The organism is [Clostridium] polysaccharolyticum (assembly GCF_900111595.1).
GTDB classification, from domain to species: Bacteria; Bacillota; Clostridia; order Lachnospirales; family Lachnospiraceae; genus Clostridium_AI; species Clostridium_AI polysaccharolyticum.
This window is the reverse complement of sequence record NZ_FOHN01000017.1, coordinates 29776-54945: the sequence shown is the minus strand read 5'-3', so window position 1 is coordinate 54945 and position 25170 is coordinate 29776. Positions and strand designations below refer to the sequence as shown.

Sequence of the window (25170 nt, the reverse complement as noted above, 5' to 3'; positions counted from 1 at the left end):
CCCACATTCCATTAGTTCTTTTTAATGAGTCTGCAAAAATATTCATCCGTTTCATATGTAGATTCCTTAATTATTTCACACTCTCCAAACAAACTCTCTTTTGCTGCTTTTTTGATATCTTCAATTCCAAAAATCCTATAATCTGTATAACTGAGAAGTACCTTTTTCTCTGGATCTGTTGACATACTAATAAAATTGACAAAAGCTCTCTTTTCTGTATAGCGAATCAGTCTCTGCATTGCGATAAGATTCATGTTATCTGTATCATCTTGCAAGTCTCCCATACTTAATGGCTCAAGTTTTTCTTCCTGATCTGTACATACTGGTATATTCTCAAAATTAAAGAGAAATACTCCGCCCTCATTCAATAATTCATACATATCATTAAAAAACTCTGCAAAATCCTTTTCCATTAACCGAATGCTTGTTGCTCCAATCATAATCAGATTATATTTTTCATTCAAATTTAAATTAAGCATGTCTTCGTTTACAATTGTTAAGTTATCCTTTAACCTTGCATATTTTTTCTTACTTTCAATTGTCCTTTTCATATTGCCTAACATATCCTCAGATAAATCCACCGCCGTAATCTTAAATCCTGTTTTTAATAAAGGCAATGTCAAACGTCCACTTCCACAACACAGCTCTAATATTGGACCATTAGTAAGCATGGCTTGTCTCAAAAACATCGGATAATCATTATAATTCACAGCAATTGCATCGTACAAATCAGCAGCTTTTTTATAGTAAAGTGGGCACTCAAATATTTTGTCGGGATATGTATTGCTAATTCGTTCAAATATTTGGAAATACTTCTTCACTGTAATCATCCCTCATTAAACAAACTTCAACATTTCCTTTTGTTATATAAACATAAGGAAATGTTGAATGTATCAATTAAACCAGTCTTTTTATTCCACTCTCATTGTCTGACTCAAAAGGCTTTGATTAAATAAATCAAGTAAATGCGATTGCAACTGCCGCAGTTAATCCCATTCCAATCCAAGGCTGTGCACCTGAGAAGAAATCACTAACATCGCCTAATGATTCAACATTTTCTAACTCTTCAAAAAATAATTCCTTCATTACAATCTGCTCCTTTCAAAATAACGCATTCCCTCAATTTTTCAAGTCCTAACAAGTTACGTGTATTTTGAAAAACCAAGGTCTATGTAGTCATATATAAATCCATATAGTAACATCAAGTAGCAGCCGCAATAGCAACATATGCAACTACTCCACAAGCAGCTCCTCCTACTCCAGCTAATGCATATTGCCACCATTCTGCTAAACATTCTTCGCTTTCTAATTCTTCAAAATATAATGTTTCCTGCATACCTTTCACCTTCTTTCGCATAAAATCAAATACCACATCAGGTTAATGCTGCATAACCAACATATGCAACTACTCCCACTAAAAAGCCCACTCCAAATACTGTTCCAACATCTTTTGCATCTAAGCTTTCTACTGATTCAAGTTCTTCAAAATATAAGTTTTCCATATGATTTCCTCCTCTCTAAGCTTTCTATTCAATACTATATCCGTATAACAGTTACACAAACACAGTAAATGAATCAATTCTCGAAAAGTTTTCATGCATACTAGTACCTTATGCCTTAAAGACTTCTAGCTTTTTTATTGTCTTTCTTCCTTCTCAGCTTTTTTTGTTCTTGCATCGAAATACACAACTGCCACTGCCACTGCTAATCCCATCCCAATCCAAGGAAAAGCTCCTGTAAAAAACTCTGCCATAAAATTACCTCCTAGCATAATAATGATGTAGTCAATCAAGACTACTTGGTTAATAAGTTTCTATAAATCAGGTAACAAAAGAAGGTGTTCTTCCTTCATGAGATGTTACCATAAAATTATATTGCCTGACAGTTCCTGATAGACACCAGATAAAACATACGGCATTATTTTCAGGGATAAGTGTGCCCTTTTCTAACCCCAAAACAAATGCGGTATTTTAACAATTACCAATTAACATTTATTCACTGGACTTTTATAGATTTTAGTACATAATTAAATAATATGAATAAATGAATCCTATATTAATTATACCTAGTGTCAAATAAATCATACCTTTCATTTACTATATATATTTTTTCTTCAATATCGTTTATTTGTATATTGACATCCTATCACAAGATTTGCATGACTGTCAAGCCCCACCAACAATATTCCTTACAAATTATAGAACTTCACTATAAAAAATAGCATCATTAAAACTAATAAAATAAAGCCACTTACTTATTAAATTCTATAATCATGACCACCTGTCAAGTAGACAGGTGAACTATCTAAAAATAAGTGCAGGTGAATGGGGCTGTCGCACTAAGTATGAACTGCTCCCCGTCAAGTAGACAATTGAAAAAATAAAATATTTCCTGCCATCAGTTGCAAATCTGATGGCAGTTTTTCTACGCTGCCATTAGATAGTTTCTGTAAGCCATTTCTGATTAGGAGCTTCTGCATGGAATTCACGATTTAGTATATTTTCTGCTACATATTGTAGATTGGCTGCCTGTCGTGTGCAGCCTTTGTTAGCATACTTAATGAATGATGCCTCCATTTCAGCATGCCTTTTCTGGGCTTTAAGAATCTTAACTTCAGCACGTAGTCTTTCTAATTCATTTCCGTGATATTTTTTCGTTTTCCACGATTATCGTTTAATGCCTGGACACCACCAGTCTCGTACTTTACAGTGTAGTTACGTGCTTGTTGATAGGATACCTGATATTTTTCAGCTGTTTCATTATAATTATGATTATGGGCGATACAATACTGAACGATTTCAACACGTTCATCAAAGTTTGCAATAATATATCTTATCAGCAGCTGAAATTTTCTTCATAAAAATGCTCCCTTCTAGACAGCAACAAGTTTTTATTATTTCACTTATCTACCTAGAAGGGAGCATATCAGTTTTTTCTCTGCTATTTAATCTTCGCAATATCAATAACTTCCAATGCCTTTTCCTTCTCAGACTCTAAACTAGTAAGCAGTGCATTGGCTGTATCCAGGGAAGTTAAACAGGTAACTCCCGTCTCAATGGACACACGGCGAATCAAAAATCCGTCCTTAGACTTCTCAAGTCCGTTACTTGGTGTATCGATAACCAAATCAATCTGATGCTCTAATAGCAGATCCATAAGTGTCGGAGCTTCCTGTTCAATCTTGTTAATTGGAATTGCAAGAACTCCATTCTGATTCAGTACTCTTGCTGTACTCTTGGTAGCGAAAATTTCATAACCAAGTGCTTTGAATCTTCTGCCAACTTCTACCGCATCCATTTTATCCGAATCCTTAACGGTAAGAATCATTTTCTTATGTTTTGGAAGCTGGATGCCAGCTCCAACAAAGGCCTTATAAAGTGCTGCGTTAAAGTCTTCTGCAATGCCAAGACACTCACCCGTGGATTTCATTTCAGGTCCAAGGCTGATATCTGCACCACGAATCTTCTCAAAGGAGAATACTGGCATCTTAATCGCAATATAGTTAGACTTAGGCTGTAAACCCGGTTCGTAACCCAGCTCACGAATTTTAGCACCAAGAATCACTTTTGAGGCAAGGTCAACGATTGGAATCCCCGTAACCTTACTAATATAAGGAACCGTCCTTGAGGAACGAGGGTTTACTTCGATTACATACACTTCCTCATTACATACAATAAACTGGATATTAATCAGGCCAATAACATGTAAGGATTTTGCTAGTTTCTTTGTGTAATCCACGATAACACGGATGGACTTATCACTGATATTCTGTGTTGGATATACGGAAATACTGTCTCCAGAGTGGATACCAGCCCTTTCCACATGCTCCATAATGCCAGGAATCAGAATGTCTTCGCCGTCGCATACTGCATCGACTTCGACTTCCTTACCAACTAAATATTTATCTACTAATACGGGATGTTCCTGCACCTGACGGTTGATGATATTCATATAAGCAGTAACATCTTCATCGTTAATCGCAATCTGCATGCCCTGACCGCCTAATACATAAGAAGGTCTTACTAATACGGGATACCCTAATTCGTTGGCTGCTTTTAAAGCTTCTTCTGCTGTAAATACGGTATGGCCTGCTGGTCTTGGAATACAGCATTCTTCTAAGATTTCATCGAATAATTCTCTATCTTCCGCTGCATCTACATTTTCAGCACTTGTACCAAGAATGGTAACCCCCATCTTCAAAAGGGCTTCTGTTAATTTAATGGCAGTCTGTCCACCAAACTGTACCACCGCACCATCTGGTTTTTCCAGACGAACGATATTTTCTACATCTTCTGGCGTTAATGGTTCAAAATACAATTTATCGGCAATATCAAAGTCTGTACTTACCGTCTCTGGATTGTTATTTACAATGATGGTTTCAAAACCGCTCTTGTGTAAAGACCATGTACTATGAACGGAACAGAAATCGAACTCGATACCCTGACCGATACGGATTGGACCAGAACCAAGTACAAGAACTTTCTTCTTTTCCCTCTTTTCTTCTACTTCATTGACACTTCCAAAACATCCATAATAATACGGAGTGGATGCCGCAAACTCAGCGGCACAAGTATCTACCATTTTAAATGCTTTGGTAATATTGTGGCTATAACGTATCTCCTTTACTTCTTCTTCGCTCTTGCCTGTATATCCAGCAATTAACTTATCGGTAAATTCAAGACGTTTTGCTTCTTGTAATAACTCGACCGTTAAATCTTCTGATTTTAAACGTTGTTCCATTTCTACTAAGATTGCAATTTTGTCAATGAACCACATATCAATCTTCGTGATTTCATGCATCTGCTCAAAGGAAATGCCACGGCGGATACCTTCGGCAAGCAGATAGATACGTTTGTCATCTACTTTGTGTAAATGCTCCATAATCTGATCCTTTGTCAGGCTTGTAAATTCTCCTGTATCCAAGCTGTCTACGTGCTGTTCCAGGGAACGGATAGCTTTCATCAAAGCACCTTCAAAGTTAGTACAGATACTCATAACCTCTCCAGTTGCTTTCATCTGTGTTGTAAGCGTTCTAGATGCCTGAATGAATTTATCAAATGGAAGCCTTGGAATTTTTACTACCACATAATCCAGTGCTGGCTCGAAGCTTGCATATGTTTTTCCTGTAATGGCATTTTTAATTTCATCCAAGGTGTAACCTAATGCGATTTTCGCAGCTACTTTCGCAATGGGATAGCCAGTTGCTTTGGATGCTAATGCAGAAGAACGGCTAACACGAGGATTTACTTCGATTACACAATATTCAAATGTATCTGGATGCAAGGCAAATTGTACGTTACATCCACCTGTGATTTTCAATTCGGAAATGATGTTTAAAGCAGAACTTCTTAACATCTGGTATTCTTTATCCGCTAATGTCTGTGATGGGGCAACTACGATACTGTCCCCTGTATGAACTCCAACTGGGTCTAAGTTTTCCATGTTACATACTGTGATGCAGTTACCAGCACTATCACGCATGACTTCGTATTCAATTTCTTTCCATCCTGCGATACAGCGTTCAATTAAACACTGGCCTACACGGCTAAGACGTAAACCATTTTCACAGATTTCTCTTAACTCTTCTTCAGAATGGGCAATACCACCACCGCTTCCGCCTAGTGTATACGCTGGACGGATAACCACTGGATAATTAATTTCATTAGCAAAATCAACGGCATCTTCTACTGTCGTAACCACAATACTTGGAGCGATTGGCTCGTTGATTTTTTCCATGGTATTTTTAAATTCCAGACGGTCTTCTGCTTTTTTAATAGTAAGAGAAGTTGTACCGATTAACTTTACCTTCTGTTCTCTTAGGAAACCAGATTCTTCAAGTTCCATAGCCAAGTTTAAAGCAGCCTGGCCACCAAGTGTTGGCAAAATACTGTCTGGTTTTTCTTTTTTGATTACCTGCTGTACAAATTCTATGGTTAATGGTTCTATGTAAACCATATCTGCGATATCTTTATCTGTCATAATAGTAGCAGGATTTGAATTGATTAAAACGACCTCAACGCCTTCTTCTTTCAAAGAACGGCAAGCTTGTGTTCCTGCGTAGTCAAATTCTGCTGCCTGTCCGATTACAATAGGACCGGAACCAATTACTAATACTTTTTGAATGTCTTTCCTCTTAGGCATGTTTCGCCACCTCCATCATGTTGATAAACTCATCAAATAAGAAATCAGAATCCACTGGACCGGCACACGCCTCTGGATGGAACTGCACCGTAAAAATGTTTTTATTCAAATAGTGAAGTCCTTCTACTGTACCATCGTTTACATTAAGAAAGGAAGTCTCTGCGATACGTTCCTCGATACTTCCATCTACCACTACATAACCGTGGTTCTGGGAAGAGATGTATACTTTTCCAGTTGCCAGATCTTTTACTGGATGATTGGCACCACGATGACCATATTTCATTTTTTCTGTTTTTGCACCATTCGCAAGTGCCATTAACTGATGTCCTAAGCAAATTGCAAAGATTGGTATATCGGATTGGTAAAGTTTCTTGATTTCTTCAATAATGCCTACACATTCAGATGGATCACCAGGACCGTTCGTCAGCATGATTCCATCCATATCTGCTGCTAAAATAGTCTCTGCCTTTGTATTTGCTGGATAAACGGTTACTTCACATCCACGTTTTACTAAAGAACGGATAATGTTATTCTTGCATCCAAAGTCCATCATGGCAACTTTCTTCTGAATCTCACCAGCTTCTGTTCCTAAATCACCTGGTTTGTACACTTTTACTTCTTTTGTTGTAACTTTTTCCACAACACCAGTTACTTTATATGTTTTTATCTGCTCTAATACGGTTTCTAAATCATAATTCTCGTTTGTGGTAATCATGCCATTCATGGTACCTTTTTCCCTAAGAATTTTAGTCAACGCACGAGTATCCACTCCTGATATTCCTGGAATGTCCTGAGCTCTTAAAAATGCCTCAATAGAATCTTCTGAACGGAAATTGCTTGGTCTTCTTGCAATCTCTCTAACGATATAACCATCTGGCCATGCCTTTGCCGATTCCATATCTTCATAACAAACTCCATAGTTACCGATAAGTGGGTATGTCATAACAACTGCCTGTCCTGCATAGCTTGGATCTGTTAATACTTCCAGATATCCTGTCATGGATGTATTAAAGACGATTTCACTTATCACATCATGAGTAGCCCCTACACTTTTACCTGTAAAAACTGTCCCGTCTTCGAGTATAAGAAAAGCTTTCATATGCTGCACCTCAATCCTTTCTACTTCATTAGAGCATCTGTATTTTATCTGTAATGTATATTTATTCACCAAAATGTATGTATATTCGTAATTTTGGACAAAAAAAAGGGAAAGGAAACTCCTCCTTTTTTTGAATAAATAAACGTCCAAGTACCTTTAGCCACCCATTTTCTCGGTTTCCGCTAAAGTACCCTAAATTGTTACAATGATATCACAAAGCACCAGATATGGCAAGTATTTTTTTTGAGATATGAATAATAAGTCGGTAAAGTTTATTTTTTGAATTTTGGCCTTAGATAGTATATCTGGGGACATGGGTAATAATTAAGATAATAAAGATACTTTTCTTAACTGTTTGTTGTGTTTTTCTAAATTCATGATATAATAGGATTGGATCTAATTAGAACGCAGGATGCATATTTTGATTGAGCCCTCTAGTACTAAAGGAGGGTGATGCTCTATGAGTACACTGGAAGTTTTAACACTCTTACTTGTTATCTTCGCAGGTTTGACTTACATAGACGATAGGAAAAAGAAATAAGCATCCCACCGTCCAAAGCAGATGCTTATTTGTAATAAAATATTCGATTTACTGAGGACTCATCGGAACTTTCATCCGATAAGCTTCTAATTAAATTATAACGTAGGACACTTGAGAGATCAAGTGTCCTTTTGTAATCACGTCACATATCGTAACTATTTTACTCCGCCCTCAAATTCTTAAGGGAAATATCCAGTATTGGAGCTGAATGTGTAAGTGCTCCAGCCGAAACAAAATCCAAGCCAATCTCTGCAATCTCTTTCAAACGTTCTTTTGTTACATTCCCAGAACATTCGGTCTTTGCCTTGTCTCCAATGCGTCTTACAGCCTCTTTCATTGTTTCATTGTCCATATTATCCAGCATAATAATATCAGCGCCAGCCTTAATGGCTTCCTCCACCATATCCAGCGTTTCTACCTCTACTTCAATTTTTCGGACAAATGGTGCATATTCCTTTGCCATCTCAATGGCTTTTGTTACGCTTCCTGCTGCCCCAATATGATTATCCTTTAATAAAATACCATCCGACAGATTATATCTATGATTGCAGCCACCTCCAACTTTTACTGCATATTTTTCAAAAATTCTCATATTCGGAGTTGTCTTTCTCGTATCCAAAAGCTTTGTCTTATACCCTTTCAATTCCTTCACAAACTGGCTGGTAAAGGTAGCTATTCCACTCATTCTCTGAAGGTAATTAAGAGCAGTACGTTCCCCTGATAATAAGGCTTTGATATCTCCTTTTACGACACCAATCAGATCCCCTTTTTTTACAAAATCTCCGTCTTTATACTCTGTTTCAAATACAGCCTTTTCATCTAGCAGCTCAAATACACGGCAAAAGACTTCCAAGCCACACATAATCCCATCTTCTTTGGCAATCAAATCTGCACGACCAGCTTTGTCTTCTCGCATAACTGCGTTGGTCGTTACATCTTCACTTGTAATATCCTCTTTCAAAGCAGATAGTATATATTTATCTGCATTTAACTTCATTGTTACACCATTTAGCATAAAACTTTTCATCCCTTCGTTTGATTTCGTCCATAACTAATTGTCTATTGTTCTGTTTCCATTTATTATAATCTTCGTATTGGCTTAAATCAGCCTCAGCCTGAATTTCTGTTATCTGGCCAAATGTTTCTTTGATCACATGGGCTGCACGTTTGGCAAATACCAGACTTTCTAATAAAGAGTTGCTGGCAAGCCGATTAGCCCCATGAACACCGTTACATGCAGTTTCCCCTACAGCATACAAATTCTTCATGGAAGTTTCGCCATTAACCGTTGTTTTGATTCCGCCCATTATATAATGCTGAGCTGGTGTTACAGGAACATAATCTTTGGATAAATCATATCCTTCTTCTAAACAGCGTTTGAAAATGTTAGGAAATCTTTTTTCTACCTGTTCCCTAGTCATATGAGGCATTGTCAAATATACATGATCTGTTCCCTGACGCTCCATTTCCAGCTTAATTTCATTCGTAACCGTATCCCTTGGCAAAAGTTCATTTACAAAACGGCGGTGATCCTCGTTAAGCAGTACTGCACCTTCCCCTCGTACCGATTCTGATATTAGAAACTTACGGCCTTCCTGTTTAGAATACAAGGTGGTTGGGTGAATCTGAATATAATTTAAATTTTCCATTTCAATGCCATGAGATAAGGCAATACCAAAACTGTCGCCACTTATATGGCGGAAATTGGTTGAATTCTGGAACAGGCCACCAATTCCACCTGTTGCAAGAATGACGGATTGGGCATGCACAGAATAAATCTTTCCTTCTGGATCACGTGCCACAATGCCATAGCAGACATTTTCTTTTTCAAGAAGATCCATCATAGTGGTAAATTTGCGGACTTCTATATTCTGACGCTTCTTTACATTTTCTATAAGCTTAATCATGATTTCTTTGCCTGTTAAGTCATCATGATGGAGAATACGGAAAGTAGAATGGGCGGCTTCTCTTGTATACGCAAGCGTTCCATCCTCTTCTTTATCAAATTCTACTCCAAATTGTATCAGCTCATTTATAATCTGTCTTGAAGATTCAATCATAATCCGGACGGAATCTGTATTATTTTCATAATGGCCAGCCCGCATCGTATCTTCAAAATAATCGTCAAAATCATCTGGTGCTTTTAAGGTGCTAATGCCACCTTGAGCCAGATAAGAATCACTATTTTCTACCTCATCTTTGGTTATCATTAGTACACGCAGGTTTTCTGGCAGACACAATCCGGCATACAAGCCAGCTACACCTGTACCTACAATCACAACATCGTATCTTTCTGGTTTCATTGGGTTAAGCCTCCTATTTTGCTAATTCCAGCATACGATTTAATGGGTATTCTGCTTTCTTGCTTACTTCCTGATCCATCTCAACCGAAGGCTCTAACTCCTGCAGGGATTTCAATACCTTCTCCAAAGTAATTCGTTTCATATTCGGGCAAAACTGCCTATGCCCGACGGAATAAAACTTTTTATCTGGATTCTTTTGATTTAATTCAAAGAAAACACCCATTTCTGTACAAATGATAAATTCTTTTGCATCGCTGGCAGTTGCATAATCAATGATTCCAGAAGTACTTCCAATGTAGTCTGCAAGAGCCAGTACTTCCATGGTACACTCTGGATGGGCAAGTACCAGTGCATCTGGTCTTGCTTGTCTGGCTGCCAGTACATTTTCTTTGGAAATGCTTTTATGTACATGACAGAAACCATCATTGAAGATAAAGTTCTTCTCTGGAAGCTGTGTTGCAAGATAACGGCCCAGATTCTCGTCTGGAATAAAGAAAATATTTTTATTCGGTAATGCAGATACAACTTTCTGAGCATTAGATGACGTTACACAGACATCTGCATACTGCTTAATATCAGCCTGGGAATTAATATAGCAGACTACTGCTACATCCTTAAACTGTTCTCTTACCTCTTTGATTCGATCTATATCTACCATATGTGCCATGGGACAGTCTGCATCTTTGTCTGGCATAACAACTGTCTTCTCTGGATTTAGAATTTTTGCACTTTCCCCCATAAAGGAAACACCACAAAAACATATTACACTTTGTGATACTTCTTTCGCTATCTTTGCCAGATAATAGGAATCTCCTACATAATCAGCTATCTGCTGTACCTCATCATTTACATAATAATGTGCCAATATAACAGCATCTTTTTCTTTTTTTAATGTTTCTATCTGGCTAATCATTTTTTCCATCGGGACCACCTCAAATTTTATTTGTGTTCTATTATGGCTATCATTTTTCATTTTGTCAAGTCAAGTAACAAGACAGTGCTCTTGACAGATACTTATAACCAAAAAGATAATCTTATTTTTCTCGGCAATTTGCTATTTCTTTATGCAAGCAATGTTTGACTCTATATAATTACTGTAATTATCCTCATAGTCAAAGAACTCTTCATAATTTGCATGGTATTTTTTTCCAATTAGGATATTTCAAGGATTGTCTGATTTTTCACCTGATCAGCAAGCAGTCCAGTTACTACGACAAAATGCCCTTCCACTAATGTCTTATAATTTTTAACTTCAAAATGAAATGGCTCACTGGCTGCTGGTCTCCAGTCGTAAAAGTGAACTGCGCCACTTTCCACAGTAAGTAAGCCACCTTTTGTATCTACTTTATCCGTTATGGTTACCTTTCCATAAACATTTCCACTTCCGTCCGCTCCATCTAGAATAATTCCATTTATTTACTGTGCCACCTGATGCATTTTTACCAGCCCCAATTGCAGACTTTCCAGTATCTCCATTGGCATCTATTACAAGTTCCTTACCATCTGTTCCTGTTCCATAGCCTGCATAGGAACCATTACTTAACAACATATTTTCAGAGGTCTTCACATCAAATTGTAAATAAATACTTACTTCTCACAGTTTACATATTTATTCTGTATTTTAATAGCATTTGTTTTCTTATCATTTACTTTCTCTTGACTTATATTTATCAATAACATCAAATCTAAAAGCAGTATTCTCAACATAATCACCTTCAACCAAACCTTTTTCCTTCATTTCTTTCCAGTCAAGTTTTCTACCATAATTCAGCAGCGCATTCGCCAAGTTTTTTAAGGCCTCACCAAGTGTGTCATATTTTCCTGTGTTTGAAATACCAACTATATTTTTTTGGCATGTCTTCAAATCATCTAAACACTCTTTATGCTCCGTTTCTATCACTTCAATTCGAGGAATTACTTTGAGAAGCAAATTAATAATAGCACTTAACCTTTCTTTCGTACTTTTATATACTTGTTTACTAGAACTTCTAAAGTGATCAATACATTTTTCATACAACATCTGTAACATTTTTGTCTTCATATGGTGCTCCTTAGTCTCTTCACTAATTAAAGCATTACTATCGGTTTTCTTAACGTCAAGAATCTGATGTTCAGGCTTCTTTGTAAACTCCTTTTTAATATCCTCTGCTTCTATATCTAAATAACTTCCAGGATCGTAAATTCTATCTGTATTTAAAGGTCCAAGAACTAAATTATCTTTAGCCCATTCATATTCGCCTATAGTCATCCCAGATGAGTTTGCGGGGTCATACTTTTCCTTACGCTCTTCAAGGGGCTGTATATGATGCAAGGTTTTGTCACCATATACAGCTTGCATATTTTCCTTGAAGTCCAAATATATTTCACTATTCTCTCTTCCTCCTGGTGTATTCCCCCCCTTTTTACCAGACCCTTTTTTGGCATTTATTATCCTGTAGCAAGCCTCGTCCACAAATGCGTGGTAGGAATAATATTTTCCTTCAGTCAAACCAGCAAATTCGCACTCCGCCTGATCAATGATTGCTTCTTTCGCATCATCTTCTGTAACACCCTTCTTTTCCTCATTTTTCCCTAACATAACTTGTACAATACGAATTAATAGAGTATTAGCTGTTAAATCATTTATAAGCATCCTCTTCAAATTCTGTATCTGATCTCCATTAAGCTCCGTATGATCTACTTTAATCACTTTACCGCCTTGTCCCTTATTCTTTTTCTGCAACTGAACAGGCGGATTCATTTGCAGATATTCAAATGTACTTTTTCCCCCACTGTTTTTTTTCACCTCATTGTCTTTAGAAGTTTCCTCTTGTTTGGGTTTCATCTGTACTTTCTTATCTAGTGTTCTTCTTGCATATCCTAACATAATTCACCCTTTTCTTTCCTCACAGAAAGGCAGCCAAGCCACCTTTCCATGCAATACTTATATTAATTAAGTTCCGCTATCCTGCTGACTCCAACATAAATTTCAGAGATTTTATACCATGTTGCAAAATCCACTACTCCAGTTTGTGGCAGACTAAATACCTGCTGGAACACGCGCACAGCTTCTGCTGTTTTTGGTCCATAGATACCATCCTGTGCAATTTTAGGAATCAGTGGATATCCTTGTGAAATCACATTAAGCTGTCTTTGCATCTGACGTACTTTATCTCCTCTAGAACCAATGGCCAGTTCTGTCCCAGGCCATGACGAAGGTACGCCAGATACTTCCTCTGCTGTTGCTATATACACATCATTTCCATAATAGTTACGAAGAATATCTATTGCTGTATAGCCCTGATCTCCTAGTGCTTTTGAGCCCCATTGGGACAGCCATCTAGGGCAGGATACTCTTCTTCCATCACAAAACTGCGTAAACAATGGCTGTTCTATATTCGGTCTTGAAATATAATTCGCAAATATCTGATCAACAATTTCGGAAATCGTATCAAATATATTTCTTCCAGCTATATATTTCTGGTCAAATGCTGTTGAATTGGTAATGGTAAACTGATACCCTTTGTTACGGTACCATTCCGTATACACCCTATTCAATACAAATGACTGAATACACAAAACATTGGCAATAATTGTTGCCTCAGGCCATGTAGCATATATTTCACTTGAAGCAACATTCTTTACATAGTCCCGGTATTTTACATAGTAATTGGCTGCGGAACGATCCGATGGCGGTCCATCATGAACCACTACATATTCTGGAATTACTACCTTTGACAGCACGATTTCTCCTGACTGCCCAACTGGTTTTATCTCAGCTTCTGCAATTTTGGGAGGATAATCCCCATATAATGTGTGTGGAGGAATCACAAATAGTTCTGCTGATTCTCCCTGCACATCCTCTAATGGTATCAGACTGATATTCTGGATTGCCAGCACATCTGGCAAAATCTCTATATTATTAATCTCTACACTTTCATAACCAGGAACCTCTATATACAGATCATAATTTGCATAAGGCTGCTCTGCCGATGGAGCAAGACTGTAATCAATATTGGGAGCTGGCAGTTCCATAACAGGAGTCCGGCCAATAACATCGGTTGTGACTTCTTGAAGAGGTGTCCCTGTCTGCCCACTGTTATACACACGGACTGTCACCCCAATAACAGGAGCTGCACGCAAAATACTTGTTATATCCACACGAAGCCTGCCTATCCCAGATGGCAGGTCTGGCTCTTGAAACAAAACATTTTCTGAACCATTACTGACAGCTGCATTATTGTTAATTTCATCATCACTTACTATGCTGTTATTGATTGCTTCGTTGATCGCATCATCCGAAACTGGGACAGCACCTACCGTAACTGGAGGAGCAGTTTCCATTGCCTTAACCTCTTCCTGACTATATAATGCAGGACTCAGATAAATATTTTCAGCAACAATCTCATTTGGTTCTATAACAATCTGGCTTAATTCTGCATCTTGATATCCCTCGGCACTCACTCGAATTTTATAAAATGCATTAGAATCAGGCACATTGGCTGCTGCCAGTTCCACAACTGGAGTTCGGCCGCTTTCATTGGTTTTCACCTCTCGAATCACTGTTTCGGCTTCTCCATTCTTATATATAGTGACACTTGCATCATCAATTGGCTGGAAATTCTCCATTTCTCTTACCTGCACTCGCATTTTTCCCGTGACGATTCGCTTAGGCTCAGATTGAATTATACTGGAACTGCTGGGTAAACTGCTGGTTTGTGAATTTTCACTTTGCTTTACTGAAACATTCAAGCTTCCTCCTTTTGCATTCTCCGAAGTTTTCTGCTCCTCAACACTGGACTGTCTAGCCCCATTTTGCCCAACAACTGTTTCCGAACTCTCCATTACTTGATTTTGTATTGGCTGATTGCCTGATTGCTGATTTTCTGTCTGGGGATTTCTAGACCTATTATTTCTCTTTCCACTAGCTGACGATCTTACAACAACTCTCCTGCTCATATATTCCTCTTTCCTAAAAAAGTCTATTGCTATACTATATGAAAATAAAAATAAAATTGCTACATATGGACAAGTAAGTTTTTCTTCTATTTTCTAATCTCTTTTCTAATCTCTTGGGTACTGATACGGAGTATCCATGTGATCTAGTGTATCGAATGTATAGCCAGCCTGTTTTAATTCCTCTATTACTTGTGGCAGTGTCTGTGCAGATAATTTATTAATGGACGAATCATGCATTAGAATTACTGGTTTATTATACTTTTTATAATCTCTTCGAATATTGTTCATAATAGTATAAGACGATGGCCTTCCCACAGAATCTTCGGCACTGACATTCCAGTCAAAGTATTCAAAACCTTCCGACTCAAGCTTTTGGATTACCTCTTCTTCAATATCTGCCAGAAACTTATTGGCACTTCCCCATGGAAAACGGAAAATCTTCGGTTCAATTTGAAGTTTTTCTTTGATGGTGTCATAAGCCTTTTTGAAGTCCTCTAAATACGCATCTGTACTACGATAAATCACTTTGCATTCATGGCAGTAAGTATGAATTCCGATACAGTTTCCATCTTTTATAGACTGTTTTACGATTGGAATAGTATCTTCTGTAATCTGATTTCCAATAAGAAAAAACGTAGCATTTACCCCTTTTTCTTCCAGAATTTTCAATACATCTTTTGTAATTTCTGATGGACCATCATCAAAAGTAAGATAAGCCACTTTTTTCTTTTGATTTACAATTAAATTTTCACTGGCCGCTTCCTTTTCTAAGACTTGTTCTGAACCAACTTCTGTAATTCCACCGTTTTGTGCATCAAGTTTCTTATAATAAGAATAAGTCTTTGTTTCATAAACCTTCTGTTCCACTCGATAGCAAATGAATAATGCCAAAACAAAAAATACTGCAACAACTAATTTTTTTGACATGAAGTCACCTTCGTACTCCTTCTATCAAATTCATTATATGCAGTATTTTCTTATTTTCATTCTTACTATCAATCAATCTTTAACGATTCACTTCAAAACGAGCCATAGTTCTAAGACAGTTCACTAAACTCAGGAACTTATCGTCAACGGTTCCGTCTTCCATTATCACATCCAAAACGGCTGCCATATCATGAAGCTGCTTATCTGTAATATCATTTCTTAGAGACATCAGAATATCCAGCTTTGCCTTGTATGTGTCTGCATCAAGAAATCTCTCCACTTCAAGATCCATCACTTGTTCCCGTTCCTTGCTTGTTCTCTCTTCTTTCACCTCTATGTCATCCATTTGGGCTGATGCCTTCTGTTCTGGCTCTTGACTGGCTGCTGGATGTTCTGGCTCCGTACGTTCAAGGGATTCTGCTGCAGCACACGGCTTATTTACCCTTTCAAACCGGTATTTTTGTGCCACATCTGGATATTTGTCATGATCGGTTTCGGAAAGGAACATGTCAAGTGGACGAACGTATATTCCAAAATCCTCATATAATGCCTGATATACCACCATTTGTTCCCTTGTCTCCGAATGTGTTGCTACTGCAATAATCTGGTAGTATTTCATTTTAAAATGTCTATAAAATTCACCTGGTTTTGGAATCTGTCTTGTTTCCATTGTTACACCTTCCTCTTTAGCAAAGGCTGCCTCAATCTGGGCAGCCCTGTTATTCTATGTTTAAATTATTTTACTTGTACAGTCCAGCCAAATTCGTCTTTGACTTTTCCTAACTGGATTCCTGTGATTGTATCATATAATTTCTGGCTTACCTCACCAATTCCGCCATCTTTGATCTGCATTACATTATCTTCAAATCTTAAGTGGCCTACTGGTGAAATTACTGCTGCTGTACCACTTCCCCAGCACTCTTCTAAAGCACCAGTTTTTGCAGCTTCTACTAATTCATCTACGGAAACTTTTCTTTCCTCTACTGGCAAGCCCCAATGTTTACATAATTCAATTACCGAATTTCTTGTTACACCTGGCAAAATACTTCCATTTAATTTAGGAGTAACCACAGTACCGTTAATCTTGAAGAAAATATTCATAGCTCCTACTTCTTCAATATATTTTCTTTCTACTCCATCAAGCCATAACACTTGTGAATATCCTTCGTCATGGGCTTTTACCTGTGCAGCTAGGGAAGCAACATAGTTACCACCTGTTTTAGCTTCACCAATTCCACCTTTTACAGCTCTGACATAATCGTCTTCAATCCAGATCTTAACAGGATTTAATCCCTCTGGATAATATGCACCTACTGGGCTGCAAATAACAATAAACTGATATGTGTCGGATGGACGAACCCCTAAGAAAGGATCTGTCGCAATTATAAATGGCCTGATGTATAAGGATGTCCCTGGTCTTGTAGGAATCCATGCGTTGTCTACTGCTACGAGCTCTTTTACTGCCTGAACAAAATCCTCTGCAGGAATTTCAGGGATACAGATACGGCGATTTGTATTCATTGCTCTCTCTGCATTTTTATCTGGGCGGAACAATAATACATTTCCTTCGTCTGTACGATAAGCTTTTAATCCTTCAAACATTTCCTGTCCATAATGGAATACCATCGCTGAAGGTTCCAGCACTATTGGCTGATATTCTACGATTCTAGGATCATGCCAACCCTTGCCTGTTTCATAGTTCATAATAAACATATGATCTGTAAAAATAGTACCAAATTTTAATGGATTATCTTCTCCTGGAATTGGCTTTGGGTTCTGTGTTTTTTCAATTCTGATATTTAACATTGATATCATCCTTTCTCTTTTTCCCACGGCTAATCCATCCAAGCTAACGTCACCTAACATTTTTCAATTGGGTTTATCACTAGTTTCGCTTAAAATGTAGTAGTCATTTTTTTATATGATAAACTCCATACATATTTTTTTCAAGTATTTTTGCCATAATTTATGATATCCTTAAGAATTTATGGTTTTTATATTTACAAAAATAATATTCTAAATCATAATAGGTTTCTTCTTCTGATATGCCAATCCTAGTCCAGCCTTTTTGCTGATCAAGATTTGGGCAGAACCGATCTGCATGATATGCATACTCTATTTTGGTTATATACGCTTCCTCACAGTATGGATGAAGCTGTTCATATACTGTTTGTCCCCCAATAACAAACACTTCTTTTTCTTGAAACTGCCTAAGCATTCCAAACAGTTCTTCTAAGGAATGGGCAGCCAGAAATCCTTTCGCCTGAAACTCCATAGCTTTTGTCAAAATAATATTTACACGGTTTTCAAGAGCTCTTTTTCCTGGCAGACTCTCATATGTTTTTCTTCCCATAACAACTACCTGATGTTCTGTCAATGCTTTAAAATATCTTTTATCTGATGGAATATTCACAAGCAGCTGATTATTCAAACCAATTCCCCAGTTACTATCTACTGCAGCGATTAATTTCATGTGCATCCTCCGTCACCACTTTTTTCATGTATTATACAATCTTAGCTGACCTATGTAAAGCTGTTTGCACTGGATATAATAGGTATTGCTTTAGAGGTATGAAAAACCATGCAGAACAAATACTATGTTCATGAAACACAAAATGTTTGTTAAATTCCTCTTTTGCGGTGTCATAGGATGGTGCTTGGAATGTCTCTGGACAGGTCTTGGAAGTCTAATTGGTAAAAATTTTGACCGGAAATTAACCTGCCATACCTCCCTTTGGATGTTCCCTATCTATGGAATGGCCGCTTTTATTTACCCAATCAGTAAAAAAATCAAATCTCAATGCACTCTTTTGCGAGGAGGTGTGTACTCTTTATTAATCCTTATCACTGAATTGGTAACAGGAGAACTTCTGAAAAAATTTGGAGCGTGTCCTTGGGATTACAGCAAATCTAAATTCGACTTTGATGGTGTGATTCGCTTTGATTATATACCCATCTGGTTTGTAGTAGGATTGCTTTATGAAAAAATACTGAACCGAAATAACACAAAAACAGACGTCCTTCCATAAGATGTCTGTTTTTCTTTTCTGCTCTCTTTTGTTATAATATATCTGACAATAATGTAGAAAGGTTTATGAGCATGGAACTAAAAACGATTCTATTTTTTTCAGAACAAACGGTAAATAATATTATCTGTCAGCTCCTTAATAATTTAGAGATGCTTGAAATACAATCACTATGGAATCCGGAATCTTTGCCGGAAACAGCATTTTCACCAGAATCCACTTTAATTGTTGCAGAAACCGCACAAGGCATTCAGTTTGCTATTAAGCAGCGTATTCCTTATATCGAAAAGTGGGAAAATACTCTTTCTGATTCTCAGTGGAAACCTGTATGCTATTATGACAGATTAGAAGCTTTAACTTGTGAATATCTGGAAAACCAGTGGAAACGTGCCCATCACCTTCCATTAACCATATGCACATCAAAACGTTTTTATTTACAAGAACTTTCCCTAGCCGACTTTCCTAAGCTTTATGCTATTCGCCAGAAAGAAGCAATAACCCGTTTTCTTCCTAAACTAAGTTCTTTAGAAGAAGAACTTAAGAAACATAAGCATTATATAACCTGTCAATACGAATTCTTTGATTACGGTCTTTGGGGAGTATTTAAAAAAGATGGCACGTTAATAGGACAGGCTGGAATACAGAATACCGATTATAATGGCCATACTTATCTGGAACTTGCTTATTTTATTTCCCCTGAATACCAGCAGAAAGGATATGCAACAGAAGCCATCTTAGCTATCTATCATTTTGTAGTAACTCATTTAGAAGAAAACCGAATCCTTGCTATTATTGCAAAAAATAACTTAGCCTCTATTCGGACAGCAATGAATTTAGGAATGAAACCTAAGGAAGAAGTCAAACATCTTGGCTTCGATTGTCATTATTATGTTTTAGATAACATAAAAGACTTTCTGTCCCTATACGAAAGTGAACAAAAACGTGTAAATGCTGCCAAATCTGCCTTACGAAATGCGATAAAGCGCCCTGTTCAGGAAGTCTATTCACGATATCGCCAGTAGATGTCAAATGTAGTGTAAAGAGATTTCTTTAAAATCAAAACCCATTCCAGTCGCGAAGGAACTCAGACTTTGCCGCACCAGATGGGTGTCGCTGTTTTTTAGCTGTCGCTGTCTTTTAGCTGTCGCTGTCTTTTAGCGACTATCTTCCTTACCTATCAAATAAAAAAAGCTGTCACTTTTCTATGGCAGCTTTTCTAGTATGGATCCATTATTTATTTGCTGGAGTTTCCGTTGCTGTAGCATTATCTGCTGCCGTTCCATCTGTTGTTCCAGCAGCATTATTTGTAGTTCCTGCAGCATTACCGTTTGCAGATCCATCACCTGTCACATCATTTACAGCATCATCTACTGCATCTCCTACATCATCAGCAGCATCTTCAATAGCATCACCTGCATCATCTACTGCATCTGTTACGCCATCGTTATCAGAATCTGTTGCTGCACCATCCTCTGTAGTGCCTGTTCCATTGTTATCTTCTGTCTTTGTGCCATCATCTGTACTATTATTGTTAGAACATGCTGTAACAGACATTAATCCTAAGCAACATACTGCAGCTGCTAAACATATTTTTTTTCTCATACAATACGCCTCCTATAATGCATAAATTCATTTTACGGGGTTAGTATGTCTCGAAAAAAAATTAATATACAAAATCTCTCATTTTTTATTTATTTTATATTCTGTCTCTGGCATAAACTCACGATATCGGTTCGGCAGCATATTTAACTGCAGCTTTTTGTTCGTTCTCTCTTTAATTGCAATGCTGTCTACAAAACATTTCCACAAACTAAGGAATTCATCCTCCTCTTCTAACTGATTCCCATCTTTATCCAAATCAAGTTCATACTGTTCTACAGCAAACCACTGGCCATGTGCCTGATGCACTGCGGCCTTCTTTCGCCCTTCATCATATATAATCCAGTTTTCCCCTTGCAGCCTGTCTGCAAAATGTTCTGCTACCGTAAATGCAATATCATTTTCAGGCCTAAAACGGCCAAATAAAATGTTGTTTCCCATTTTCACAAACCGCAGAAATCCCTCATAATGAAAATACTCATTTTTAACATTCAAATCCATCTTAAGAAGCTTGCTTACCATCGGATTAGTTATATGTTCCAGAACACCCTTTCCCATAGCAAATCCCAGTATTAGAAAACGGTAAATAACATCTGCCTTTTCCTTATCTTTTGAAATGCTTCCATTGTATACAGTCATATAAGCTTCTTTGGATATTTTCTGTATAATGGACCGTTTCACTTTCTCGGCTTTCTCTAAATCCGGCTGTACATATATGAATTTCGTAAAAAATTCATAATTCTCTGGCTCTTCTACTAAAATGCGGTTGTTTTCATGCCCGTACTTTGAAGCCCATGCATCATAAATCCCAGTAAATATACCTGTTGTAGAATTCTCACATATATATATGTGTTTTTCTTTCATAGCTTCAACCTACCCAATATTCTGATTTGCCTTTCGAAAATCCATGCTGTCAAACAAAGAAATCTGCTGATATAACCCGCTTCCTCCAATGCCTGGTGGAAGTTTTTCCGAAACATTCAGCATATGGCTCAGTATATAATCTTCTTCTATCTTAACTGGATACATCATTTTTCCTTTACAGGTAATAAAATACAAGGCTCTTTTTAAAACTACCCCTATCTTTTTCAGGTCTGCAAAATCAAGGGCAGCATGCTTTCTTGCCTGTACGATTCTCTGGGCCGACTTTACTCCTATGCCTGGAACCCGAAGCAGCTGAGAATACGATGCACGATTTACTTCTAAGGGAAACTCTTCTAAATGATTCATTGCCCAGTTGCATTTTGGATCCAGCAGCATATTAAAATTAGGTTTCTCTTTTGTAAGCAGTTCGCTAGCCTGAAAACCATAGAATCGTAACAGCCAGTCTGCCTGATATAGACGGTGTTCTCTTAGAAGCGGTGGTCCGTCCTGTAAAACCGGAAGATCGGAATCATAGGTGGTATTCACAAATGCTGAGTAGAATACTCGCTTTAATTCAAATTTTTTGTACAAACTATCCACAACATTTAAAATCTCATAATCCGTCTCTTTGGTAGCACCAATTATCATCTGTGTGCTTTGGCCTGCTGGCACAAACTTGGATTTCATGCTTCTTTTCCTAGATGGCAGGGTATTCTGTTTGGAGGTTCCCATTAATGAAAAACCCGTTTCATAAAGCTTTTCCTCTTTTAAAGATGAACTTTCCAGCAAAAGAGAATCCGTCTTTGCCGAAAGCGCCTTCCTATCATGGTACTGATACTTGTTGTCATGAATCCCCAATTGTATCTGCCGCATAGGAGTTAAGATGTTTTTTCTGTTTTTATGCGGTGCCAAAGCTCTCAGTCCATCTGCTGTAGGCAACTCCAGATTAATACTCATTCTATCTGCTAAGTGTCCAAGTTCCTCAATTAAATGTGCACTTGCGCCTGGTATGGCTTTCACATGAATATATCCATTAAAATGATGCTGGTTCCGCAAAAGGGAAATCGCTTGTATGATCTGCTCCATCGTATAGTCTGGACTTTTCATGATTCCAGAACTTAAGAATAACCCTTCAATATAATTCCTTCGATAAAACTCTATCGTCAGCTCTGCAATTTCTTCCGGAGTAAAACCAGTTCTGACCACATCCCTGCTCGAACGGTTCACACAATACTTGCAGTCAAAGATACACTCATTGGTAAATAGAATTTTTAATAAGGAAATACATCTTCCATCTGCTGAAAAACAGTGGCATATTCCCCGTGAAACGGTATTGCCTATGCTATCTGCCCTTCCTTTCCGGTTCACTCCACTAGATGTACAGGCCACATCGTATTTGGCTGCATCTGAAAGAATCTCCAGTTTATCTGTTAAACTCAAATCATTTTGAATAATCATATTACACCTCATTCGAATATATGTTCTATATTAACACAGAACATATATTCTTTCAAGGTTACAAATCCATTTTTACTTTCTTTTCCCCAATTGTTAATGCAATCAGAATAAAAGTTAATGATATGCAAAGACACATCCCTTCATCTGCTACAAAACTTCGAATGGCATGTAAATCAATCTCCTCTAACTTGCTCCATTCGTTATTAACTTTCACATAAAGAAATGTAGGGCAGTATTTCATAAATGTCTGCAGCTGTACTGGCAGCATATCCTGCCTGACAAAAACTCCACTTATAAAAGAGACTCCTAATACAAGCATTTGTGCCAAAACATCAATATATTTTATAGATTTTAAACTCAGTCCAATAAGAGCTGACAATGCTACACAGAAAATAACAAAGTTTATTACATTTATTACAATCATAATAAATGCAGGTTCGTCAAAAGAAATCTTTTTAATCAGACAGCCTACTCCTAACATAACAAGTGCCAGCCCCATTGCCATAACGATACACACCCCTATGGCCTTCCGGTAAATAGAGTCTGGATTATCTACAATCAGCTGATTATGTTTATGTATTCCATCTTTTTTTAAATTATCTAATACAAACACCGTCCAGACAAATATAATAAGCAAAATAGCATATAGCATATAATTTACATATACCACAAATTTTTCCCTGTCTGTGTTTTCCTTTTTTTCAAGGACTCTCTGCACATCCTGTTTCAGAGCACTATCAACTTTGGCAAGCCTATCCTGTAAATTTCCACCTTCTCTGCTGCTTTGACCAAGTAATTGCAAATATCTGCTAATTAGAGAATCCACAAGAACCGAATCTTCATTTTCATTTAGCTGGAGTCTTACGATATCTCCTGTCTTTCCCTTCATATAATTTGAAGTAAACTGTGGCGGTATCTGTATCTCACACGTTATTCCATCATAAAATAAAGCTTCCATCAGCTGGCTCTCGTCAGAAATAGACGTTTTGCAAAATTTCACATATTCCTCCATATAAGTTTTAAAATGCTTGGTAAGTGGCGTATCCTCATCACTATTAATTAAAAGAACAGGTATCTTATCTTCCTCTTTATATAGGTTTTTATCTACCAGCAATACAAGGACTAAAAAAACAGCACTTCCTATCATGATAATTTTCCTTTTCTGCATAATAAGCTTTAATGTCAATTTACAGACATTCATAGGAATCCCTCCTTGTCAGATGAAGTCCGATTAAATTTAAAATCACAGCTATTCCAAACAGAACCAGCAAATCCTCTGTATAATATCTTTTATCTTTTACGTAATACAGGTAAAATAGCGCATCTGACGCAATGCTGACTGGATTAATCCAGCTAAAAAATGGTGCAGCAGTTTCTATCGCATAACGCATTTTATAAAACATGATGCCACTTAAAAATCCTGACAAAAACGAAATTCCTTCTGCAATTCTCTGCTTATCATGCAAATCTCCCTTCAAAATACAGCACAAAATTCTTCCACCCCAGAACCCAGTCATGCTCGTTACCATTTGAATCAAGAAAAAATACGGAAGAACCGGAATAATTTTCATTCCTCTTCCTAAAATTAACATAGCATCTAACACAATTCCCTGAAAAAACTGTATCAGCATCACTGCATAAAAATTATATCTTCCAAGCCTGCGCTTAGACACTGGCATCACCAGCAAATGAGCGGCAAGACTGGATAAATTCCCCTCTAAATCATAGGTTGTCCGTATTCCCCAATGAATAGCTGTAAATGCCGCTAAAGCAAGTAATGTAAGAAAATAGGATTCATTTCTGTCAAATGTTCTCTCTACACAATCAGAACTTATGTATCTCATCTGCATATCCAAATCAGCATTCTGTTTCGTCTGTTTACACCACTCCACATAAACTTTTACACATATCCCCTTTGAATTATTCTTTGCACAAACTACTTTGGATTTTTCTATATAGGCATCTATTTCATGTTTATCAAGTTTTTCTTTCGCCATTACCTGTGAACAGTAACTGACATGAAACAACGCCTCTCCTGAACTTGTTTTTTCTAAACTAAGCACACGATACATATCTATATTTTCCCTTTTTCCTTCCTTTACAATAACAACCTGAATTGGCTGAAAATTCTGATAATGCGTCTTTGGAATCATAATACAGAATACCACTGCCAGAATAAACGGAAACATAAAAGTCCAAAAACAGCAGGTATAATCAGCCAATAGGCTTTTTAGCCTGTATCTAAGAAGATCTCTATCTAAGAAAAGCACTTTG

The 25170-nt window shown here is 37.3% G+C and carries 26 protein-coding genes; 2 read left to right on the top strand and 24 right to left on the bottom strand.

Annotation, left to right across the window (positions count from 1 at the left end; all coding sequences use genetic code 11):
• Positions 1–11: 11 nt before the first annotated feature.
• From BMY85_RS10960 to BMY85_RS10895, 19 genes are all read right to left on the bottom strand, one after another.
• Positions 12–821 (bottom strand): class I SAM-dependent DNA methyltransferase, encoded by an 810-nt coding sequence (locus BMY85_RS10960; RefSeq protein ID WP_177180757.1) that lies wholly within the window; start codon positions 819–821, stop codon positions 12–14.
• Between the two features lie 136 nt (positions 822–957).
• Positions 958–1086: a hypothetical protein gene (locus tag BMY85_RS16095; protein ID WP_278280413.1), complete on the bottom strand. Its 129-nt coding sequence runs from the start codon at positions 1084–1086 to the stop codon at positions 958–960.
• A 115-nt stretch (positions 1087–1201) separates the two neighbouring features.
• Positions 1202–1336: a hypothetical protein gene (locus tag BMY85_RS16090; RefSeq protein WP_278280412.1), complete on the bottom strand. Its 135-nt coding sequence runs from the start codon at positions 1334–1336 to the stop codon at positions 1202–1204.
• A 37-nt stretch (positions 1337–1373) separates the two neighbouring features.
• Entirely contained in the window at positions 1374–1502 is a 129-nt protein-coding gene (locus BMY85_RS16085; RefSeq protein ID WP_278280411.1) for a hypothetical protein, read from the bottom strand.
• Positions 1503–2435: 933 nt separating this feature from the next.
• Entirely contained in the window at positions 2436–2576 is a 141-nt protein-coding gene (locus tag BMY85_RS15690) for a hypothetical protein (protein WP_177180756.1), read from the bottom strand.
• Between the two features lie 53 nt (positions 2577–2629).
• Positions 2630–2797 (bottom strand): helix-turn-helix domain-containing protein, encoded by a 168-nt coding sequence (locus tag BMY85_RS16370; protein WP_408643216.1) that lies wholly within the window; start codon positions 2795–2797, stop codon positions 2630–2632.
• A gap of 143 nt (positions 2798–2940) precedes the next feature.
• Positions 2941–6141, bottom strand: coding sequence for a carbamoyl-phosphate synthase large subunit (carB, locus tag BMY85_RS10950; protein WP_092478313.1), 3201 nt, complete (start codon positions 6139–6141; stop codon positions 2941–2943).
• The gene (locus tag BMY85_RS10945; RefSeq protein ID WP_092478335.1) at positions 6134–7240 is read right to left on the bottom strand and encodes a carbamoyl phosphate synthase small subunit; all 1107 of its coding nucleotides are present in this window, start codon (positions 7238–7240) and stop codon (positions 6134–6136) included. The genes carB and BMY85_RS10945 overlap by 8 nt, the downstream gene beginning before the upstream one ends.
• A 701-nt stretch (positions 7241–7941) precedes the next feature.
• Positions 7942–8796, bottom strand: a complete 855-nt coding sequence (gene nadC / locus BMY85_RS10940; RefSeq protein WP_092478312.1) for a carboxylating nicotinate-nucleotide diphosphorylase — start codon at positions 8794–8796, stop codon at positions 7942–7944.
• Positions 8759–10084: an L-aspartate oxidase gene (locus BMY85_RS10935; RefSeq protein WP_092478311.1), complete on the bottom strand. Its 1326-nt coding sequence runs from the start codon at positions 10082–10084 to the stop codon at positions 8759–8761. Before BMY85_RS10935 ends, nadC begins: the two co-directional genes overlap by 38 nt.
• Positions 10085–10097: 13 nt before the next feature.
• Positions 10098–11006 (bottom strand): quinolinate synthase NadA, encoded by a 909-nt coding sequence (nadA, locus tag BMY85_RS10930; protein WP_092478310.1) that lies wholly within the window; start codon positions 11004–11006, stop codon positions 10098–10100.
• A gap of 230 nt (positions 11007–11236) precedes the next feature.
• Entirely contained in the window at positions 11237–11401 is a 165-nt protein-coding gene (locus BMY85_RS15685; RefSeq protein ID WP_177180755.1) for a hypothetical protein, read from the bottom strand.
• Positions 11402–11429: 28 nt separating this feature from the next.
• Complete coding sequence (locus BMY85_RS10925; RefSeq protein WP_092478309.1) at positions 11430–11633, bottom strand: hypothetical protein; 204 nt, start codon at positions 11631–11633, stop codon at positions 11430–11432.
• A 93-nt stretch (positions 11634–11726) separates the two neighbouring features.
• Entirely contained in the window at positions 11727–12773 is a 1047-nt protein-coding gene (locus BMY85_RS10920; protein WP_143066368.1) for a hypothetical protein, read from the bottom strand.
• Between the two features lie 239 nt (positions 12774–13012).
• Positions 13013–14269 (bottom strand): peptidoglycan-binding protein, encoded by a 1257-nt coding sequence (locus BMY85_RS16285; protein ID WP_242939730.1) that lies wholly within the window; start codon positions 14267–14269, stop codon positions 13013–13015.
• A gap of 858 nt (positions 14270–15127) precedes the next feature.
• Entirely contained in the window at positions 15128–15949 is an 822-nt protein-coding gene (locus tag BMY85_RS10910) for a polysaccharide deacetylase family protein (protein WP_092478307.1), read from the bottom strand.
• Between the two features lie 79 nt (positions 15950–16028).
• Positions 16029–16619, bottom strand: a complete 591-nt coding sequence (locus BMY85_RS10905; RefSeq protein WP_092478306.1) for a DUF1653 domain-containing protein — start codon at positions 16617–16619, stop codon at positions 16029–16031.
• A gap of 65 nt (positions 16620–16684) precedes the next feature.
• Complete coding sequence (locus BMY85_RS10900) at positions 16685–17755, bottom strand: branched-chain amino acid aminotransferase (RefSeq protein ID WP_092478333.1); 1071 nt, start codon at positions 17753–17755, stop codon at positions 16685–16687.
• Positions 17756–17915: 160 nt separating this feature from the next.
• Complete coding sequence (locus BMY85_RS10895) at positions 17916–18422, bottom strand: dihydrofolate reductase (protein ID WP_092478305.1); 507 nt, start codon at positions 18420–18422, stop codon at positions 17916–17918.
• A gap of 124 nt (positions 18423–18546) precedes the next feature.
• Between BMY85_RS10895 and BMY85_RS10890 the strand changes: the two genes are divergently transcribed.
• Both BMY85_RS10890 and BMY85_RS10885 read left to right on the top strand, forming a co-directional pair.
• Positions 18547–18978, top strand: a complete 432-nt coding sequence (locus BMY85_RS10890) for a putative ABC transporter permease (RefSeq protein ID WP_330387270.1) — start codon at positions 18547–18549, stop codon at positions 18976–18978.
• Positions 18979–19043: 65 nt separating this feature from the next.
• Positions 19044–19997, top strand: a complete 954-nt coding sequence (locus BMY85_RS10885; RefSeq protein ID WP_092478304.1) for a GNAT family N-acetyltransferase — start codon at positions 19044–19046, stop codon at positions 19995–19997.
• A gap of 208 nt (positions 19998–20205) precedes the next feature.
• On the opposite strand, the gene BMY85_RS10880 is transcribed toward BMY85_RS10885, so the two are convergent.
• The 5 genes from BMY85_RS10880 to BMY85_RS10860 all read right to left on the bottom strand — a co-directional run bounded on the left by BMY85_RS10880 (position 20206) and on the right by BMY85_RS10860 (position 25166).
• Entirely contained in the window at positions 20206–20577 is a 372-nt protein-coding gene (locus BMY85_RS10880; RefSeq protein ID WP_092478303.1) for a hypothetical protein, read from the bottom strand.
• Positions 20578–20655: 78 nt separating this feature from the next.
• On the bottom strand, positions 20656–21438 hold the full coding sequence (locus BMY85_RS10875; RefSeq protein ID WP_092478302.1) for a TIGR03915 family putative DNA repair protein: 783 nt from the start codon (positions 21436–21438) through the stop codon (positions 20656–20658).
• Between the two features lie 9 nt (positions 21439–21447).
• Positions 21448–22896, bottom strand: coding sequence for a putative DNA modification/repair radical SAM protein (locus BMY85_RS10870; RefSeq protein WP_092478301.1), 1449 nt, complete (start codon positions 22894–22896; stop codon positions 21448–21450).
• A 58-nt stretch (positions 22897–22954) separates the two neighbouring features.
• Positions 22955–24097 (bottom strand): ABC transporter permease, encoded by a 1143-nt coding sequence (locus tag BMY85_RS10865; RefSeq protein WP_092478300.1) that lies wholly within the window; start codon positions 24095–24097, stop codon positions 22955–22957.
• Entirely contained in the window at positions 24084–25166 is a 1083-nt protein-coding gene (locus tag BMY85_RS10860; RefSeq protein ID WP_092478299.1) for an ABC transporter permease, read from the bottom strand. The genes BMY85_RS10865 and BMY85_RS10860 overlap by 14 nt, the downstream gene beginning before the upstream one ends.
• Positions 25167–25170: the final 4 nt, after the last annotated feature.